Genomic DNA, 17,039 nt, shown 5'->3' on the forward strand with positions numbered 1-17,039 from the left:
GCGGGGGCCTGCGCACGAGCTGAAGTCGCTTCACGCCCTGTAAATACCCATTTGATTGTCTAAGAGTCCTCATGCGGAGGTACCGTGTGCCTGATGTCGGCGGACCCTTTCGTGCATCCGGCCCTCTTCTACCGAGGTGACCCGGAGTATGTGGCTGCCACCACGGATTTCGTGCGCGAGGGGCTGGCCGCGGGGGAGCCCGTGGCGGTGGCCGTGCCCGCCGCGAACCTGGCCAAGATCGAGGCGGGGCTGGGCGCCGACGCGGCCCGGGTGACCCTGCTCGACATGGGCGTGGCGGGCCGTAATCCGGGGCGGATCATCCCGGCCGTGCTGCGGGCCGTCGCCGACCGGCATCCCGGCGAGCACGTACGGATCATCGGCGAGCCGATCTGGCCCGGCCGCTCGGCGACCGAATACCCGGCCTGCGCCCAGCACGAGGCGCTGATCAACCTGTCGTTCACGGGGCGGCGCGTCACGATCCTGTGCCCGTACGACCTGGAGGGGCTGACGCCCGAGGTGCTGCGCGAGGCCGAGCTCACCCACCCGGTGCTGCTCGACGCCTCCGGCGAGCGGGCCAGCCCCCGCTACGCGCCGGACGAGGTCGTCGCGCGGCACAACCAGCCGCTCGCCGAGCCGGCCGCGTGCGTCTCGCTGCGCTTCGACCACACCAACCTGGCCTCGGCCCGCACCCTGGCGGCCGGCCAGGCCGAGGCGGCGGGCTTCGGGGACGACCGGCTCGACGACATCCGGCTCGTGGTGGCCGAGCTCGGCGCCAACAGCCTCGACTACGGCGGCGGCGCCGGCCTGATCAGGGTCTGGATCGAGGACGCGCGGCTGGTCTGCGAGGTCGCCGACGGCGGTCACATCACCGATCCGCTGGCCGGGCGCCTGCCCGTCGAGGCACGCCGCTCCGGCTCGCGCGGCCTGCTCATCGTCAACCTGCTCGCCGACCTCGTACGCGTCCACAGCCGCCCCGGCGCGACCGCGGTCCGCGCCTACTTCGACCTGCCGGTCCCTCTGGTGTAGACATCGGAGGATGATCCGGCTGCGGCCCATGCGGGCGCGCGACGCGGGCGAGTCCCACCGCGTCGCCACCAACCTCGAACTCTTCTTCGACCTGTGCTTCGTCGTCGCGGTCTCGTTCGCCGGCTCCCAGCTCCACCACGCGCTCAGCGAAGGGCACCTGGCCGAGGGCGTCCTCGGCTACCTGACGACGTTCTTCGCCATCTGGTGGGCATGGATGAACTACACCTGGTTCGCCTCCGCCTACGACAACGACGACTGGCTGTTCCGGCTGATCACGCTCGTCCAGATGTCGGGCGTGCTGGTCCTGGCCGCCGGGGTGCCCAGGGCGTTCCAGGAGCACGACTTCCGCGTGGTCTACGCCGGATACGTCATCATGCGCCTGGCCATGGCCGCCCACTGGCTCCGGGCGGCCTGCGGCGACCGTCCGGGCCGGCGGACGGCCGTGCGGTACGCCGTCGGCATCTGCGTCGCGCAGGTCGGCTGGATCCCGCTGCTCGTCGTGCCGGGGGAGTGGTATCTGGCGGCGTTCGCGCTCGGCGTGGTGCTGGAGCTCGCGGTGCCCGTGTGGGCCGAGCGGGGCAGCCCGACCGCCTGGCACCCGCACCACATCGCCGAGCGGTACGGCCTGTTCACGATCATCATGATGGGTGAGAACGTGCTGGCCGCCACGGTCGCGTTCCAGGCCGAGGCGAGTGCCGCCGGCCTGCGGCCCGAGCTGATCGTGCTGGCCCTGGGCGCGCTGGTGATCGCCTTCGCCATGTGGTGGCTCTACTTCGACCCGCCGACCGCCGAGATCCTCGACTCCACCAGGCACGCCCTCCTCTGGGGGTACGGCCACTACGCGATCTTCGCGGCGGTCGGGGCGTTCAGCGCCGGGGTCGAGGTGAGCATCGACCACGCGTCGGGCACGTCCCACCTGTCCGCCACGGGCGCGGCGCTGGCCGTGTCGGTGCCCGTCGCGCTGTTCCTGTCGATGGTCTGGCTGCTGCACGTGCGGCCCCACCGCTACGGTCCCGCCGACAGCGCGGCCTTCCTGGGCGCGGCCGTGCTCGTGCTGCTGTCGGCGCTGACGCCGGCGCCGATCCCGCTGACGGCGGGCATCCTGGTCGCGCTGGTGGTCGTGACCGGCGCGACCAGGCGCGCGGCCTAGCGCTCGACCTCCGACATGTTCGGGTAGCGGGCGCCCCGGACGGCGTCCGCGGGCACGGCCCTGGCCAGGGCGTCGAGCTGGTCGGCGGTCAGCGTGACGTCGGCCGCGGCGGCGTTCTCCTCCAGGTACGTCAGGCGTTTCGTGCCGGGGATCGGCACCACGTCGTCGCCCTGGGCCAGCAGCCAGGCCAGCGAGAGCTGGGCGGGGGTGATCCCGGCCGCCGCGGCGATCTCGCGCACCCGCTCGACCAGGCGGGCGTTGTGCTCGGCGTGCTCGCCGGACATGCGGGGCAGGTGCCTGCGGAAGTCGTCGTCGGGGAGCTGGTCGGCGCTCGGCAGCGCGCCGCCGAGCAGGCCGCGGCTGATCGGCGAGTACGCCACCAGCGCGGTGCCCAGCTCCCTGGCCGCGGGCCGGATCTCGGCCTCCAGACCCCGTGTGAACAGCGAGTACTCGCTCTGCAGCGCGGCGATCGGGTGCACGGCGGCGGCCCTGCGCAACGTGTCCGCGCTCACCTCCGACAGCCCGAGATGGCCCACCTTGCCCTGCTGGACCAGCTCGGCCATGGCGCCGACCGACTCCTCGATCGGCACGCCGGGGTTACGGCGGTGCATGTAGTAGACGTCGATGTGGTCGACGCCGAGCCGCCGGAGCGAGGCGTCGCAGGCCGTCCTGATGTACTCGGGGCTGTTCTCGACCGTGCGGGTGCCGTCGTGGCGGTTGATGCCGAACTTGGTCGCCAGGACGACCTCGTCGCGGCGGTCCTTGACGGCCCGGCCGACCAGCTCCTCGTTGTGGCCGCGTCCGTACATGTCGGCTGTGTCCAGAAAATTCATGCCAAGGTCGAGGGCGCGGTGGATGACGGCAATCGACTCCTTCTCGTCGCCTTGGCCGTAGAACTCCGACATGCCCATGCAACCGAGGCCGAGGGCCGACACCCGCGGGCCGCCGGTCCCGAGAACACGTGTCTTCATATCCGCTCCCGGTAGGTGTCGATCTTGTGGTCGAGGACGTTCATGTCCGCGCTCAATTCGGCGATCCTGGCCCGGACGCGCTCGCGGTGCAGCTCCAGCATGGTCAGGCGCTCGGCGGAGGTGTGCTCGCCCATCCGGCGCAGCTCCGCGTAGCGGCACATGTCGGCGATGGGCATGCCGGTGGTCCGCAGCTTGGTGAGGAAGTCCAGCCACTGGAGATCCTTCTCCGCGTAGTCCCGATGCCCGCTGAGGTTGCGACCGACCGAGTGGATGAGCCCGATGCGCTCGTAGTAGCGCAAGGTGTGGGCGCTGAGACCCGAACGCTGGGCGGCCTCTTGGATCGTCATGTATCCAGGGTCACCCTTCGAGTGCACTCAAAGTCAAATCGGGGGTGCCGCCCACTGCAGCCACCCTGAGGGGGCAGGCTCTACTCAGGGTCATCTTCCCGCAGGTCACAGGCCCGGCCCCGGACCCTCCCGACCAAGGTATTAGGGGACGGATCAGGGCACGCTGGGGGCTCATCTCCGATGTCGGTCAAGGCGGCCTTACGCGAGCTTTAAGGCATGAAGGGATTGCTTGTCAGCGGGTTCACGGCCATCGGCACCGGAGCCGGCGCGATGCTCACCTTGCACGCCGAATCGGGTCTCGACCCGTTGCACAGCGTGATCAGCGAGTACGCCTTCCAGGCGTCCGGATGGCTGCTGCCGGCCTCGCTGACGCTGTTCGCCGTGGGGTCCGGGCTGATCGCCGAGGCGCTGCGCCGCTCGGGCGCCAACCGCTGGGTCGTCGCGCTGCTGGTGGCGTGGGGGGCGAGCATGTTCCTGATCGGGGCGTTCCCGACCGACCGTCCCGGGGTGCCGCTCTCGTTGTCCGGCGGCATCCACCGCTACGCCGCCTTCGCCGCCTTCCTGGTGATGCCCGCCGCGGGATTCCTGCTGGCCAAGGCCAGGATCCGGTACGCCAGGACGATGCGCGTGCTGAGCGGCGTGGCCCTCGGGGCGCTGTTGATGGTCGTGGTCCCGTACGTGGTGCGCATGTTCGGCATCCCCCTGAGCAACGACGACATCCCGGCGGGCCTGACCCAGCGGGTCGTGGTCGTGACCGAGATCGGGGTGCTGGCGCTGGCGGGCCTGTCGATGCTCAGGCCGGCGGCGCGGCGGGTGCCGGCCGTGCTGGCGTGACGCCCGGCCGGTTCGCGAGGGGCGGGATGATCTTCCCGCCCCTTTTCGCGTGAGAACGGCCTGCTCCTGGAAAGAGGTAAGGCTCTGACCTCGCCCAAGGAGCTGTGAAGATGACCATTTTGATCGCCTATGACGGTTCGGACGACGCCAAGGCCGCCATCGCGTACGCCGGGCGGGCGGTGCAGGACAGGTCCGCCGTCGTGCTGACCGTGTGGGAGCGGCTGGCGATGACCTCGGCCCGCGCCTCGGCCGGGCTCATGATGACCCTCGACAACACCGCGGCCGAGGACGAGGCGATCGGCCAGGCGATGACGGAGCTGGCCGGTCACGGCGCCGAACTGGCCCGCGAGGCCGGCCTCGACGCGACGCCGCGGTGCGACCTGGACTCGGTGGCGGTGTGGTCGACCATCGTGGACGTGGCCGACGAGATCGACGCCACCCTCATCGTCACCGGGACGCGGGGACTGGGCGGCGTGCGATCGCTGCTGCTCGGCAGCACCTCGGACCGCGTCCTGCACCACGCCCGGCGGCCCGTGCTGGTGGTCCCGGGGCCCGAGGCGACCTCCTGACCGACCCGGCGGCGAGGATGTCGGTGGCGTGCGGCAGAGTGGGGGCCGCGGGATCTCCTGACCGGTGACCCGATCAAGGGTGCGGGCCGGGGGAGGGGGCGGCATGGCCGAGGGCCTGGCGCGGCGGCTGGGCACCGGCGACGCGGTCGTCGTCGGGTTGAGCGCGATGATCGGCGCGGGCGTGTTCGCCGCCTTCGCCCCGGCCGCCGCCGCGGCGGGCGGCTCACTGCTCGTCGCCCTCGCGCTCGCCGCCGTCGTGGCCTACTGCAACGCCACCTCCTCGGCCCGCCTGGCCGCCCTCCACCCCGAGTCCGGCGGCACCTACGTCTACGGCAGGCGGCGGCTCGGCCCGCTGTGGGGCTACCTGGCGGGCTGGGGCTTCACCGTCGGCAAGACGGCCTCGTGCGCCGCGATGGCCCTCACCTTCGGCTCGTACGTCGCCCCTGGCGCGGCCCGGCCGCTGGCCGTCGCGGCGGTCGTCGCGCTCACCCTGCTCAACCTGTTCGGCGTCCAGCGTTCGGCCGCGGTCGCCCGGGTGATCGTCGTGCTCGTGCTCGCCGTGCTGGCCGCGGTGATCGTCGCCGGGCTGGCGGGGGAGCGGCCGCCGGGAATGCCGGGTGCGTGGCTGTCCGGGGCCGGCCCGTGGGGCGTGCTCCAGGGTGCCGGGCTGCTGTTCTTCGCGTTCGCCGGCTACGCCAGGATCGCCACGCTGGGGGAGGAGGTGCGCGATCCGGCCCGTGCCATCCCGCGGGCGATCGGCATCGCCCTCGGCGTCACGCTCGTCGTCTACACGCTGGTGGCGGTGGCCGCGCTGCGCACGCTCGGGGCGTCCGCGCTGGCCGGGTCCGCGGCGCCGCTGACCGACGTCGTGCGCCGGGCGGGGGCGGAGTGGCTGGTCCCGGTCGTGGGGGCGGGGGCGGCGGTGGCCTCGCTCGGGGCGCTGCTCGCGCTGCTGCTCGGCGTCTCCCGTACCGTGCTCGCGATGGCCAGGGAGCGTGACCTGCCGGGCGTGCTGGCCGCGGTCGACCCGGAGCGCCGCGTCCCGCGCCGGGCCGAGGCGGCGGTCGGGGCCGCGGTGGTCGTGCTGCTGCTGGTGGCCGACCTGCGCGGTGCGATCGGGTTCTCCTCGTTCGGCGTGCTGGTCTACTACGCGATCGCCAACGCCTGCGCGCTGACCCTCTCCCGGGCCGAGGGCGCGCCGGTCAAGGCCGTGCCGGTGCTCGGGCTGGTGTTGTGCCTGGTGCTGGCGTTCACGCTGCCGCTCGTTTCCATGCTCGCGGGGGTGGCCGTCTTCGCCGTGGGGCTGGCCGTCTGGGCCGTACGCCACCGCGCGAGCGGCTCACGGGCGTAGACTGGGCGTGATTCCTCTCGACGATGGCCCGGGCGTGCCGACGAAAGCGCCCTTCTCGTGAACGTCCGCGTCAGGAACCTCCGCCCGGCCGCATGAGCGGCATCCGGGTGCGCACCCCCAGAGAGCTCCGGGCCCAGCGGCGGCGCAGGCGGCCCCGATGCCTCGGCCATCTCACCGTCGCCCCCCTGTGGCCCATGCACGGCGTCAACCTCGGCACCCTGCTGCGTACCTGCGACGCGGCCGGCGCGTGCCTGGCCGTGCCCCGCCTGCCCTGGGTCCCCGAGGCGCTGGCCAGGGGGAACACCCTCCGGGCCGGAGCATGCGTCCACTGGGTCGATCCACTGCCCTGGCTGGCCTCCCGGCGCGACCGCGTGCTGGGCGTCGAGCTGGCCGAGAACGCCATCAGGCTGGCCGACCTGCCCATGGCCCGCGAGCCGACCGTCGTCGTGCTCGGCCACGAGGCCACCGGCATCCCCGGCGAGGCGCTCGACCTGCTCGACGCCGTGGTCGAGATCCCGATGATCGGCACCGGGGCCAGCCTCAACGTGGCGGTGGCCGGGTCACTGGTGCTCTACAAGCTGGCCGGGCTGGCCTGAGGCCAGGTACGATGCCGAACATGACGATCAGCACGGTGATGATGACCCCGTAGGGGTTTCACCGACGACGTCCTGTTGAGGCCCTGCGACCCGGGGCCTCTCGTCGTGTCGGGGCCCCTTTCGGGAGGCGACCGATGTACATCACGACGACCATCCCCTACGTCAACGCCCGCCCGCACCTCGGGCACGCGCTGGAGCTCGTCCAGGCGGACGTGCTGGCCAGGCACCACCGGCGGCGCGGCGAACCCGTGCGGTTCCAGACCGGGACCGACGACAACTCGCTGAAGAACGTGCTGGCCGCCGAGGCCGAAGGACTGCCGGTCCGGGAGTTCGTGGACCGCAACGCGGCCGCGTTCGAAGGGCTGCGCGAACCGCTGGACCTGTCCTTCGACGCGTTCGTCAGGACGAGCAGCCACCCCGCGCACCGCGCCGGGGTCGAACGCATCTGGAAGGCCGTCGAACGCGACCTCTACCAGCGGCACTACGAAGGGCTCTACTGCGTCGGCTGCGAGCAGTTCTACCCCGAAGAACCTTGTCCGGAAGGGCACGAGGGGCCCTTGCAGGTGGTCTCGGAGCGGAACTGGTTCTTCCGGCTCTCCCGCTACCAGGACGCCCTGATCGACCTCATCCGCGGCGGCGGCCTGCGCATCGAGCCGGCCGCCCGGCGCAACGAGGTGCTGGCGTTCGTCGAGGCGGGGCTGGCCGACATCAGCGTCTCCCGGTCGGCGGCGCGCGCCCGCGGCTGGGGCATCCCCGTGCCGGGGGATCCCTCCCAGGTCGTGTACGTGTGGTGGGACGCCCTCGCCAACTACGTCACCGCCCTGGAGGGCGCGGACCGCGAGCGCTGGTGGGTGTCCGAGCCGGACAAGGTGCACCTGGTCGGGAAGGGGGTGATCCGCTTCCACGCCGTCTACTGGCCAGCGATGTTGCTGGCCGCCGGCGAACCGCTGCCGTCGCAGATCTTCGTGCACGACTACCTCACCGTGAACGGCCGCAAGATCAGCAAGTCGTCCGGCACGGCCGTCGACCCGGTGGCCCTGGTGGACGCGTACGGCGTGGACGCAGTGCGGTGGTGGCTGCTGCGCGAGGTGCCGCGCGTGGGCGACGCCGACTTCACCGGGGAACGCCTGATCGCGAGGGCCGACGAGGACCTGGCCAACGGCGTGGGCAACCTGGTCAACCGGGTGGCCACCATGGTCCACCGGTTCCTGGACGGCAGCGTGCCGGAGGTGCGCGAGGAGTTCGGGCCGGGCGACGTGCACGGCGCGCTGCGGGACTTCGACTTCCGCCGGGCCGCCGGAGCGGTGTGGCGGCTGGTGGAGGAGGCGAACAGGTACGTCGAACGCGTCCGTCCGTGGCAGCAGGCCGCGGGCGAGCGGGAGGTGTCGCTGGGCGTGCTGGTGGGGGCGTGCCGGACGCTGGCCGTCCAGCTCGATCCGTTCCTGCCGACGGCGGCGGCGCGGGTGGCGGCGGCGGTGTCGGGGGAGCGGCTGCCGCGGCCGGAACCCCTGTTCCCGCGCCTGGCCCGGTGAATCCCGACATGTACCGACGCGCCGCTCGGGACTCGCCCTGGACGGTTGACGGTGCGGCAGGGGCGGCCTACGTTTGGGCGCACCTACTGACCAGTTGGTATGGAGGTCCCATGCCCACCGTCGACACCGTCCGGGGCCCGATCGACGTCGAACAGCTCGGCCAGACGCTGATGCACGAGCACGTGTTCGTCGTGGCCGCCGAGCACGTGGACAACTACGGCAAAGGCTCCTGGTGGGACGAGGAGTTCCGGGTCGCCGACGCCATCGCCAAGCTCGGCGCGGTGGCGGCCAAGGGCGTGCGGACGATCGTCGACCCGACGGTGTGGGGCCTCGGCCGTCACATCCCGCGCATCCAGCGCGTGGCCGCCGAGGTGCCCGGCCTGAACATCGTCGTCGCCACCGGCCTGTACGCCTTCGAGGAACTGCCCCACCAGTACGAGCACCGCGGCCCCGGCCTGTTCCTCGACGTCCCCGACCCGATGATCGACGACTTCGTCCGCGACCTCACCGAGGGCATCGCCGACACCGGGGTGAAGGCCGCGTTGCTGAAGTGCGTGGTGGAGCACAAGGGGCTGACACCCGGCGTCGAGCGCATCTGCCGGGCCGTCGCGCGGGCCCACGTGCTGACCGGGGCGCCGATCACCGTCCACACGAACGCCTTCACCCAGAGCGGGCTGCTCGCGCTGGACCTGTTCGCCAAGGAAGGGGTGAACCTGGAGAAAGTGGTCATCGGGCACGCGGGCGACAGCAACGACCTCGACTACCTGATGCGCCTGGCCGACACCGGCGCGACGCTGGGCATGGACCGGTTCGGTCTCGACGTCTACAACCCGACCGAGCAGCGCGTGGCCACGATCGCGGCCCTGTGCCGGCGCGGATACGCCGACCGCATGGTCCTCAGCCACGACACCGCCTGCTTCATGGACTACTTCGGCGGCGCATGGGACGAAGCCAGAACCACGCTCGCGCCGAACTGGCGCTACGATCACATTCACGATGACGTTCTGGCCGCACTGCTCGGCTCTGGTGTCACCGATGACCAGATCGAACAGATGCTGGTGTTCAACCCGAGACGCTACTTCTCGTAAAGTGGTCGAGAAGTGACGACAAGTGGGAAACAACGCGGGTAGGTGGAGCTGGGTGACTTCGGAGCAGGCTTTGTCGATCAGCCTCGGACTCCAGGGCCCCTGCGTCATCGCACGGCTGACCGGGGATTTCGACTTCGGGTCCGCGGCCGAGGTGCGCGACCGGGTCACCAAGGCGCTCGACCTCACCCAGCCGCCGCTCCTCGTCATCGACATGCAGGCCGTCAGCGTCTGCGACTCCTCCGGCCTGTCCGTGCTGGTCTACCTGCACAAGGCCGTCACCGCCTCCGGCGGCAAGCTGCTGCTGTCCGGTCTGAACGGCCGGTGCAAGCACCTGTTCGCGATCACCGCGCTGGACAAGTTCTTCGACATCCGCAGCACAGCGGAGCTGGCCATCGCCGAACTCAACGAAGCCGGGAATTCGCCGCCGTTTACCGGGTAGTTGCCGGTACATGTCGGCCGCAGAGCCCGACCTGCTCGGCATGTACCTGGAGCAGATCGGAAAGAACCCCCTGCTCTCCGCCGCGGACGAAGTCGACCTCGCCCGGCGGATCGAGGCAGGACTTTACGCGGGCCACCTGATCGAGCGCGGCGCCGCGACACCGGAGCTCGAAGCCGTCGTGCGCGACGGGCGGCGGGCCAAGGACAAGCTGATCAGGTCCAACCTCCGCCTGGTCGTCGCCGCCGCCAGGCGGTACGCCTTCCGCGGGCTGCCGCTGCTCGACGTCATCCAGGAGGGCAACCTCGGGCTGATCAGGGCCGTGGAGAAGTTCGACTACACCCGCGGGTACAAGTTCTCGACGTACGGGATGTGGTGGATCCGCCAGGCCATCGAACGCGGCATCCACGACAAGAGCCACACCGTACGGCTGCCCATCCACGTGGCCGAGGACCTGTCGCGGCTGCTCAGGGTCGAGCGGCAGCTCGCCGCCGACCTGGGCCGCGAGCCGACGGACGGCGAGCTCGCCGCCTCGGCGTCGCTCACCGCCGGCCAGGTCGCCGCGTTACGCAGGCTCGGCCAGGAGGTGGTCAGCCTGGACCTCCCGGTCGGCGAGTCCGGCGAGAGCCGCATCGCCGACATGATCGCCGACGAGGACGGGGTGGGGGTGCAGGAGGTCGCCGAACGCCGTGCCATGAGCGCTGACGTCCGGGACGTGGTCACGTCGCTGCCGCCGCGCGAGGCGTTCGTCATCAAACTCCGGTACGGGCTCACCGGGCAGAAGGCGGAGAGCTACCGCGAGATCGCGGACCGGCTCGGGCTCACCAGGGAACGCATCAGGCAGTTGGAGAAGCAGGCACTGAAACGCCTCCGCCAGTACAGCCCCCTCCTGGCCTGGGCCTCATGACTCCCTAGCCCCCGACCGCCGCACCCCTGTCACCTGGCCCTCAGGACCTTTCGGCCACCGAACGCCGCACCTCTGTCACCGGAGCCTCATGACCTCCCGGCCCGCCCCTTACCCCGCTTTTCACCCGCCGCCCCGGACGGTGGACGTCGTGGCGCGGTCACCCGGTCGGTCCCGGACAGCGGACGGGGGCCGAGCGTGTGCTCGGCCCCCGTTCTCCTCGGGTCTTCGGATCAGGCGGTGACGAGGAGCGCGACCCCGATCAGCACCGCAACCGGGACGAGCCACATGACGGCCTCGACAGCGAACTCCTTGTACATCGCGCAAGTCTCCCTCGAAACGCCCAAGTGGGGCACCGCTAAACGTCACTGCGCAGCATAGCCGCCCCCACCCCCGACTCGATCCACCCACATCCCGGGCGACCACCCCCACACCCCTCTCCAAGGCCCGACCGGCTGTCCACCGCTCACGGCGGCTGCCCTCCACGGGCTTCCCGTCACGGTCAGGAGCCGTGGCCGGGGCATGGGGACGAGCCGGGTCACAGGCGCTGGCGGGCGATGCGTTTGCCGAGCCCCGCCAAGGACTCGTCGGCCATCAGGGCGGGCAGGCGCGGGGCGTCCACGTCGATCTGGTGCAGTACGGCGGGATGGGCACCGTTGAAACGGCTCCACGCCCGGACGACCTCCGGCATCGCCGCCACCGCCGTGTCCGACAGGATGGCCTCCCTCGGCAACCATGACGTCAGGAACTGGCTCACCCGCGCCGGACTCCACCAAAGCGGACGCTCACCCACGAACTCCGCCAACTTCTCGAACGCCTCCCGCGCCCCCGGCACATCAGGCAGATCGTGGAAGTCGGCCATCGTCCCGTCGGGCGCCTGACGTACGAGCCCGGGCACGGCGAGGGCCCGCGCGATGGCCAGCGGACGGACGGCGGGCAGCGTGTCGGCCACCTGAGCCCCCATGATCCGGTCACCCAGCTCGAACGCGTCCAGCACCCGCCCGGCCACCACCCCCGGCTCGGCCGGGCTCAGGCCCAGGTCGTCGAGGAACTTGACCTCCTCGACGACGGCGTCCACCGCGAGGCCGCCGTTGGGCTGGTCGATGCCGGCGACGAGGATGTGCGGCTCCTTGCCGTTCGCGTACCTGAAGGACAGGACGGCCAGGGTCTGCTCGCCGTACGGGTCGGCCTTGCCGTACCAGGCTCCTTCGCAGGTCACCTGACCCATGCGGCGCACCCAACCGGGCAGCCCGAGATCGGCCTCCGTCGTCCCGGGAACCTCCACCCCCAGAACCCGCAGCACCCCCGCCGCCGGCCCTGCCTCCGACACCGCCGCGGATTCCGCCGCTGCTCCCGCCGTGGATCCCGCGCCCGGCTCCGAACCCTCCCGACCTCCATCCGCCCCGCGCCGACCGACCGGCATGTCACCAGACTCGGCCGACTCCTGATCAGCGTCCGGAAGGGATTCCGCCTCAGGCCATCCCGTCCTGTCGACCGCGGCCAGGGCGGCGAGGGTGAGACGCGCCTCAGCGCTCCCGTCCTCGGCCAGCTCGCGCAGGAACGGCCTCACCTCATCGGGCTCCAGAGCGGCGGAGAGCCGGGCCGCCCAGAGCTCGGTCCGCAGCGGCGAGCGCCAGCGAAGCAGGTCGCGGGCTTGGCCGACAGCCATGGAAAACACAGTTGTCCTCACCCTCCGACCGTATCGCCCCCCACCTAGAACCCCCCGCCCAGCTGATGGCTGGGCCGGCCTGAACGGTGGGGTGGTGGCTGAGCCGACCTGAACTGTGGGCTGGTGGGGACACCCTCAGAGGCGCCCTCATCGGTGGGCCGGCCGCTCGGGCAGGTTCAACGATGGGCCGGTGCCCGAGGCGGCCTGATTGATGGGCGGTGGCCGGGCCGGCTTGAACCGTGGGCTCGGGCAGTCTGATCGGTAGGCAGGGGGCAGCCTTGACGGCGGGCCGGTTGTGGATGCCGGCCCGCCGTCAGGGGTTGAGGTCAGCGGTTGTCGCCGCCGAGGCCCGCCTTGCGGAGGGCTTCGGCCATCGCGCCCGTGGGAGCCGGACGGTCCTGGCGGCGCTGTCCGCCGCGCTGACCGTCGCGCTGACCGTCACCGCGACCCTGGCCACGACCGCCGTCGCCACGACCACCCTGACCGCGACCGCCGTCACGACCGCCACCACCGCGACCGCCGTCACCCCGGCCACCGTCGCGGCCGTCACCGCGAGAGCCACCGTCGCGGCCGCCCTCGCCACGAGTGGCGGAGCCGTCACGAGCGCTGCCGTCACGAGCGGAGCCGTCGCGGCGGGGCTCGTTGCGGGAGCCGTCCGAACGGGCGCCCGACTTGCGGGGCGGGCGGCCCTCCGAGGACGGCTGGGTGACGTCGTCCTCCAGGCGGAGGGTCAGGGAGATGCGCTTGCGCGGGATGTCCACCTCAAGGACCTTGACGCGGACGATGTCGCCCGGCTTGACCACGTCGCGCGGGTCTTTGACGAAGGTGCGGGACATGGCCGACACGTGGACCAGACCGTCCTGGTGGACGCCGATGTCGACGAACGCGCCGAAGGCGGCCACGTTGGTGACCACGCCCTCCAGGATCATCCCCGCCACCAGGTCGGAGATCTTCTCCACGCCCTCCTTGAAGGTCGCCGTCTTGAACGCCGGACGCGGGTCACGCCCCGGCTTCTCCAGCTCGCGCAGGATGTCGGTGACGGTCGGCAGGCCGAAGGTGTCGTCGGTGAAGTCCTGTGCCCGGATCGTGTGCAGCGCCGACGTGTTGCCGATCAGCGACTTGAGGTCGGTCTGGACCGAGCTCAGGATGCGCCGGACCACCGGGTAGGCCTCCGGGTGCACGCTGGAGGCGTCGAGCGGGTCGTCGCCGCCCGGGATGCGCAGGAAGCCGGCGCACTGCTCGAACGCCTTGGGTCCGAGCCGCGAGACCTCCTTCAGCGCCGTACGGGTGCGGAACGGCCCGTTGGCGTCGCGGTGGCGGACGATGCCCTCGGCCAGCGTCGCGCCGATGCCCGACACCCGCGTGAGCAGCGGCGCGGACGCCGTGTTGACGTCGACCCCGACCGCGTTGACGCAGTCTTCGACGACGGCGTCGAGCGAGCGGGAGAGCTTGGACTCGGCCAGGTCGTGCTGGTACTGGCCGACGCCGATCGACTTGGGGTCGATCTTGACCAGCTCGGCGAGCGGGTCCTGCAGCCGGCGCGCGATGGAGACCGCGCCGCGCAGCGACACGTCGAGCTCGGGCAGCTCCTGGGAGGCGTACGCCGAGGCCGAGTAGACCGAGGCGCCCGCCTCCGACACCACGATCTTGGTGATCGACGGCATGAGCTTGACCAGGTCGCCGGCCAGCTTGTCGGTCTCGCGCGAGGCGGTGCCGTTGCCGATGGCGATGAGCTCGACGCCGTGCTTCTGGGCCAGCGCGCCGAGCACGGCCAGCGACTGGTCCCACTGGCGCTTGGGCTCGTGGGGGTAGATGGTGGCGGTCTCGACGACCTTGCCCGTGGCGTCGACCACGGCCACCTTCACGCCGGTGCGCAGGCCGGGGTCGAGGCCCATGGTCGTGCGGGTGCCGGCCGGTGCGGCCAGCAGCAGGTCGCGCAGGTTGGCGGCGAACACGCGCACCGCTTCGTCCTCGGCGGCCTGCCACAGGCGCATGCGCAGGTCGATGCCGAGATGCACGAGGATGCGGGTGCGCCAGGCCCAGCGCACGGTCTCGGTCAGCCACGTGTCGGCCGGACGCCCCTTGTCGGAGATGTCGAACCGGGCGCCGATGCGCAGCTCGTAGTCGGCGGTCTCGTCGGGCTCCAGCGTGACGTTGAGCACCTCCTCCTTCTCGCCCCTGAACATCGCCAGGATGCGGTGGGAGGGCAGCTTGGTGAACGGCTCGGTGAACTCGAAGTAGTCGGAGAACTTCGCCCCCGCCTCCTGCTTGCCCTCACGCACCTTCGACACGAGCCGGCCACGGCTCCACAGCCGCTCGCGCAGGTCGCCGATGAGGTCGGCGTCTTCGGCGAACCGCTCGATCAGGATCGCCCTGGCCCCTTCGAGGGCCGCGGCGGCGTCGGCCACGCCCTCGGTGACGAACTCCGCGGCGACCGTGGCCGGGTGGAGCGTCGGGTCGCCGAGCAGCTTCTCGGCCAGCGGCTCCAGGCCGAGCTCGCGGGCGATCTGCGCCTTGGTGCGCCGCTTGGGCTTGTAGGGCAGGTAGATGTCTTCGAGCCTGGCCTTGGTCTCGGCCGCCATGATCTGCGCGCGCAGCTCGTCGTCGAGCTTGCCCTGAGACTCGATCGACTCCAGGATCGCCGCCCTGCGCTCGTCGAGCTCGCGGAGGTAGCGCAGCCGTTCCTCGAGCGTGCGGAGCTGCGCGTCGTCGAGGGCGCCGGTGACCTCCTTGCGGTAGCGCGCGATGAACGGCACGGTGGCGCCGCCGTCGAGCAGATCGACCGCCGCCTGCACCTGCCCGTCGCGCACGTCGAGCTCTGCCGCGATCCGCTGGTGAATAGAGAGCACTTGCCTGCCTTTCGATGGTCCCGCCGGTCAATTGTGCAGGACTACGCCGTCTTTCATGACCAGAGTGCGCCGAGGGTGAACGACCACGGCCTCTCCGGGGCCGCTCGCGGGCACCACGACGAGGTCGGCCCGGTCGCCCGGAGCCAGGCCGTAGTCGGGCAGCCCGAGGGCCAGCGCGCCGCCCACGGTCGCGGCCTCCAGGGCGAGCTCGATGTCCTCGTCGCGGCGGAACGTGCTGCGGTAGGCGAGGTGCATCGCGCGCTCCAGCATGTCGCCCGAGCCGTAGGGGCCCCACAGGTCGCGGACGCCGTCGTGGCCGCAGGCGACGGTGACGCCCGCGGCGCGCAGCTTCTTGACCGGCGGCACCGGGTAGCTGTAGACGGCGGCGGTGGCGATGGCCACGCCCGCGTCGACGAAGCCCTGGATCAGGCGATCCTGGGCGGCGTCGCCGAGCTCGCCCAGCGCGTACGCGTGGCTGACCGTCACCCGGCCGCCGAGCCCCAGCGCCTTGGTGCGCTCGGTGATCAGCTCCAGCTCCCAGCCGCCCAGCGAGCCGCCGTCGTGGAGGTGGATGTCGATGCGCGCGCCGAACCGGTCGGCCAGGCCGAAGATCAGGTCGAGGTGGCGCACGGGATCGCGGTCGACGCCGGCCGGGTCGAGGCCGCCGATCGCCTCGACGCCGCCTCTGAGCGCCTCGGCCAGCAGGTCGGCGGTGCCGGGGTTGGTGAGCACGCCGTGTTGGGGGAAGGCGACCTGCTGCACGTCGACGGGGGAGCGGGCGGCGGCCTCGCGCACGGCCTCCACGCCCCGCAGGCCCACGGACGGGTCGATGTCGGTGTGGGTGCGCACGTGCGTGGTGCCGGCCTCGCTCATCCGGGCCAGCAGCGCGCCGGCGCGCTCGGCGCTCGGCACCCCCAGCTCGGCGCGGCGGCCCAGGTCGTTGGCGATGCGGCCGGCCAGCGAGTCGTCGGCGGAGTGGGGGACCCAGGGGCCGCCGTAGAGCGTCTTGTCGAGGTGGCAGTGGGCGTCGACGAGACCGGGCAGGACGAGCTGACCCGAGACGTCGAGGACGAGGGCGCCGGGCGCGTCGAGGGACGGGCCCACGCTGTGGATGCGGCCGTCGCGGACGAGCAGGTCGGCCGGGAACGCGAGCCCCCAGGGCCGCCCGCCGCGGATCAGCACGTCGGTCATGCCCAGCACCCTAAAGGGTGGCACCGACGATTTCCGTGCCCCGGACGTGAGGGTCGTGAGCCGCCCGCGACGGCGGAGGCGGCTAGATGGTTGAGTCCAAGGGGTCGGGGTGATCAGTGGTCGTAGCGGGTGAGTGATCTCTTGATCGGCTGTCCGGTGTGATCGTTGTGCCAGATGGCCGCGGTCAAAGCCAGAACCTTGACGAAGATGCGGACGATGACTCCGGCCGGCGTGCGTCCGCCGTGTCGCTCCAGGTCCAGCTGGCCTTTGAAGGTCTGGTTGATCGACTCGATGGTCTGGCGTAACGGCTTGAACAGCTGTGCGCCGGCCCGCTCGGCCTCACCGGCCCGGGCCGGGCGTAGCAGCCGCACCCCGCCTTCGGCCAGCTCGCGTTCGAAGGCGCGGCCGTAGAACTGCCGGTCGGCGATCAGCGTCGGATGCCGATGGTCGGCCAGTACCCGGGGAGCGGTGGCCAGCATGCCCAGCAGCACCTCGCGCTCATCGGCCTTGGCCCCGCTCAGCGCGA

The 17,039-nt window shown here is 71.7% G+C and carries 15 protein-coding genes and 1 pseudogene; 10 read left to right on the forward strand and 6 right to left on the reverse strand.

Going from position 1 to position 17,039, the window contains the following annotated elements; translation table 11 throughout:
• Positions 1-93: 93 nt before the first annotated feature.
• Positions 94-1,026: an anti-sigma factor RsbA family regulatory protein gene (locus ABZ444_RS20395; RefSeq protein WP_357998927.1), complete on the forward strand. Its 933-nt coding sequence runs from the start codon at positions 94-96 to the stop codon at positions 1,024-1,026.
• Positions 1,027-1,036: 10 nt separating this feature from the next.
• Entirely contained in the window at positions 1,037-2,176 is a 1,140-nt protein-coding gene (locus ABZ444_RS20400) for a low temperature requirement protein A (RefSeq protein ID WP_357998930.1), read from the forward strand.
• On the opposite strand, the gene ABZ444_RS20405 is transcribed toward ABZ444_RS20400, so the two are convergent.
• Both ABZ444_RS20405 and ABZ444_RS20410 read right to left on the reverse strand, forming a co-directional pair.
• Complete coding sequence (locus tag ABZ444_RS20405) at positions 2,173-3,147, reverse strand: aldo/keto reductase (RefSeq protein ID WP_357998933.1); 975 nt, start codon at positions 3,145-3,147, stop codon at positions 2,173-2,175. The genes ABZ444_RS20400 and ABZ444_RS20405 overlap by 4 nt on opposite strands.
• Positions 3,144-3,494 (reverse strand): MerR family transcriptional regulator, encoded by a 351-nt coding sequence (locus ABZ444_RS20410; protein ID WP_357998936.1) that lies wholly within the window; start codon positions 3,492-3,494, stop codon positions 3,144-3,146. Before ABZ444_RS20410 ends, ABZ444_RS20405 begins: the two co-directional genes overlap by 4 nt.
• A 216-nt stretch (positions 3,495-3,710) precedes the next feature.
• Between ABZ444_RS20410 and ABZ444_RS20415 the strand changes: the two genes are divergently transcribed.
• From ABZ444_RS20415 to ABZ444_RS20450, 8 genes are all read left to right on the forward strand, one after another.
• On the forward strand, positions 3,711-4,328 hold the full coding sequence (locus ABZ444_RS20415) for a DUF998 domain-containing protein (RefSeq protein WP_357998939.1): 618 nt from the start codon (positions 3,711-3,713) through the stop codon (positions 4,326-4,328).
• A gap of 110 nt (positions 4,329-4,438) precedes the next feature.
• Positions 4,439-4,897 carry a universal stress protein gene (locus ABZ444_RS20420; protein ID WP_357998942.1) on the forward strand — a complete coding sequence of 153 codons (459 nt, stop codon included), beginning with the start codon at positions 4,439-4,441 and terminating at the stop codon, positions 4,895-4,897.
• 103 nt (positions 4,898-5,000) lie between these two features.
• Positions 5,001-6,248, forward strand: coding sequence for an APC family permease (locus tag ABZ444_RS20425; RefSeq protein WP_357998945.1), 1,248 nt, complete (start codon positions 5,001-5,003; stop codon positions 6,246-6,248).
• Between the two features lie 92 nt (positions 6,249-6,340).
• Entirely contained in the window at positions 6,341-6,844 is a 504-nt protein-coding gene (locus ABZ444_RS20430; protein WP_357998948.1) for a TrmH family RNA methyltransferase, read from the forward strand.
• 134 nt (positions 6,845-6,978) lie between these two features.
• On the forward strand, positions 6,979-8,376 hold the full coding sequence (locus tag ABZ444_RS20435) for a methionine--tRNA ligase (protein ID WP_357998951.1): 1,398 nt from the start codon (positions 6,979-6,981) through the stop codon (positions 8,374-8,376).
• A 110-nt stretch (positions 8,377-8,486) separates the two neighbouring features.
• Positions 8,487-9,464, forward strand: a complete 978-nt coding sequence (locus tag ABZ444_RS20440) for a phosphotriesterase-related protein (RefSeq protein WP_357998954.1) — start codon at positions 8,487-8,489, stop codon at positions 9,462-9,464.
• Positions 9,465-9,516: 52 nt separating this feature from the next.
• Positions 9,517-9,903 carry an STAS domain-containing protein gene (locus tag ABZ444_RS20445; protein WP_352327166.1) on the forward strand — a complete coding sequence of 129 codons (387 nt, stop codon included), beginning with the start codon at positions 9,517-9,519 and terminating at the stop codon, positions 9,901-9,903.
• Between the two features lie 10 nt (positions 9,904-9,913).
• Positions 9,914-10,807: a sigma-70 family RNA polymerase sigma factor gene (locus ABZ444_RS20450; RefSeq protein WP_357998957.1), complete on the forward strand. Its 894-nt coding sequence runs from the start codon at positions 9,914-9,916 to the stop codon at positions 10,805-10,807.
• A gap of 535 nt (positions 10,808-11,342) precedes the next feature.
• Here ABZ444_RS20450 and ABZ444_RS20455 read toward each other — a convergent pair.
• The 4 genes and pseudogenes from ABZ444_RS20455 to ABZ444_RS20470 all read right to left on the reverse strand — a co-directional run.
• Positions 11,343-12,473 carry a hypothetical protein gene (locus ABZ444_RS20455; protein WP_357998960.1) on the reverse strand — a complete coding sequence of 377 codons (1,131 nt, stop codon included), beginning with the start codon at positions 12,471-12,473 and terminating at the stop codon, positions 11,343-11,345.
• 326 nt (positions 12,474-12,799) lie between these two features.
• The gene (locus tag ABZ444_RS20460) at positions 12,800-15,322 is read right to left on the reverse strand and encodes a Tex family protein (protein WP_357998963.1); all 2,523 of its coding nucleotides are present in this window, start codon (positions 15,320-15,322) and stop codon (positions 12,800-12,802) included.
• A gap of 27 nt (positions 15,323-15,349) precedes the next feature.
• A complete protein-coding gene (locus ABZ444_RS20465) occupies positions 15,350-16,513 on the reverse strand; it encodes an amidohydrolase (RefSeq protein WP_357998966.1) in 1,164 nt (387 codons plus the stop codon).
• A gap of 113 nt (positions 16,514-16,626) precedes the next feature.
• Positions 16,627-17,039 (reverse strand): annotated as a pseudogene (locus ABZ444_RS20470) (IS982 family transposase); the annotation flags it as partial.

Origin of the sequence: Nonomuraea sp. NPDC005730, from assembly GCF_040630865.1 — a bacterium.
GTDB lineage: Bacteria > Actinomycetota > Actinomycetes > Streptosporangiales > Streptosporangiaceae > Nonomuraea.

Coding starts and splice junctions, on each gene's coding strand:
- ABZ444_RS20395 (WP_357998927.1), top strand. CDS start 94: ATGTCGGCGGACCCTTTCGTGCATCCGGCCCTCTTCTACCGAGGTGAC.
- ABZ444_RS20400 (WP_357998930.1), top strand. CDS start 1,037: ATGATCCGGCTGCGGCCCATGCGGGCGCGCGACGCGGGCGAGTCCCAC.
- ABZ444_RS20405 (WP_357998933.1), bottom strand. CDS start 3,147: ATGAAGACACGTGTTCTCGGGACCGGCGGCCCGCGGGTGTCGGCCCTC.
- ABZ444_RS20410 (WP_357998936.1), bottom strand. CDS start 3,494: ATGACGATCCAAGAGGCCGCCCAGCGTTCGGGTCTCAGCGCCCACACC.
- ABZ444_RS20415 (WP_357998939.1), top strand. CDS start 3,711: ATGAAGGGATTGCTTGTCAGCGGGTTCACGGCCATCGGCACCGGAGCC.
- ABZ444_RS20420 (WP_357998942.1), top strand. CDS start 4,439: ATGACCATTTTGATCGCCTATGACGGTTCGGACGACGCCAAGGCCGCC.
- ABZ444_RS20425 (WP_357998945.1), top strand. CDS start 5,001: ATGGCCGAGGGCCTGGCGCGGCGGCTGGGCACCGGCGACGCGGTCGTC.
- ABZ444_RS20430 (WP_357998948.1), top strand. CDS start 6,341: ATGAGCGGCATCCGGGTGCGCACCCCCAGAGAGCTCCGGGCCCAGCGG.
- ABZ444_RS20435 (WP_357998951.1), top strand. CDS start 6,979: ATGTACATCACGACGACCATCCCCTACGTCAACGCCCGCCCGCACCTC.
- ABZ444_RS20440 (WP_357998954.1), top strand. CDS start 8,487: ATGCCCACCGTCGACACCGTCCGGGGCCCGATCGACGTCGAACAGCTC.
- ABZ444_RS20450 (WP_357998957.1), top strand. CDS start 9,914: ATGTCGGCCGCAGAGCCCGACCTGCTCGGCATGTACCTGGAGCAGATC.
- ABZ444_RS20455 (WP_357998960.1), bottom strand. CDS start 12,473: ATGGCTGTCGGCCAAGCCCGCGACCTGCTTCGCTGGCGCTCGCCGCTG.
- ABZ444_RS20465 (WP_357998966.1), bottom strand. CDS start 16,513: ATGACCGACGTGCTGATCCGCGGCGGGCGGCCCTGGGGGCTCGCGTTC.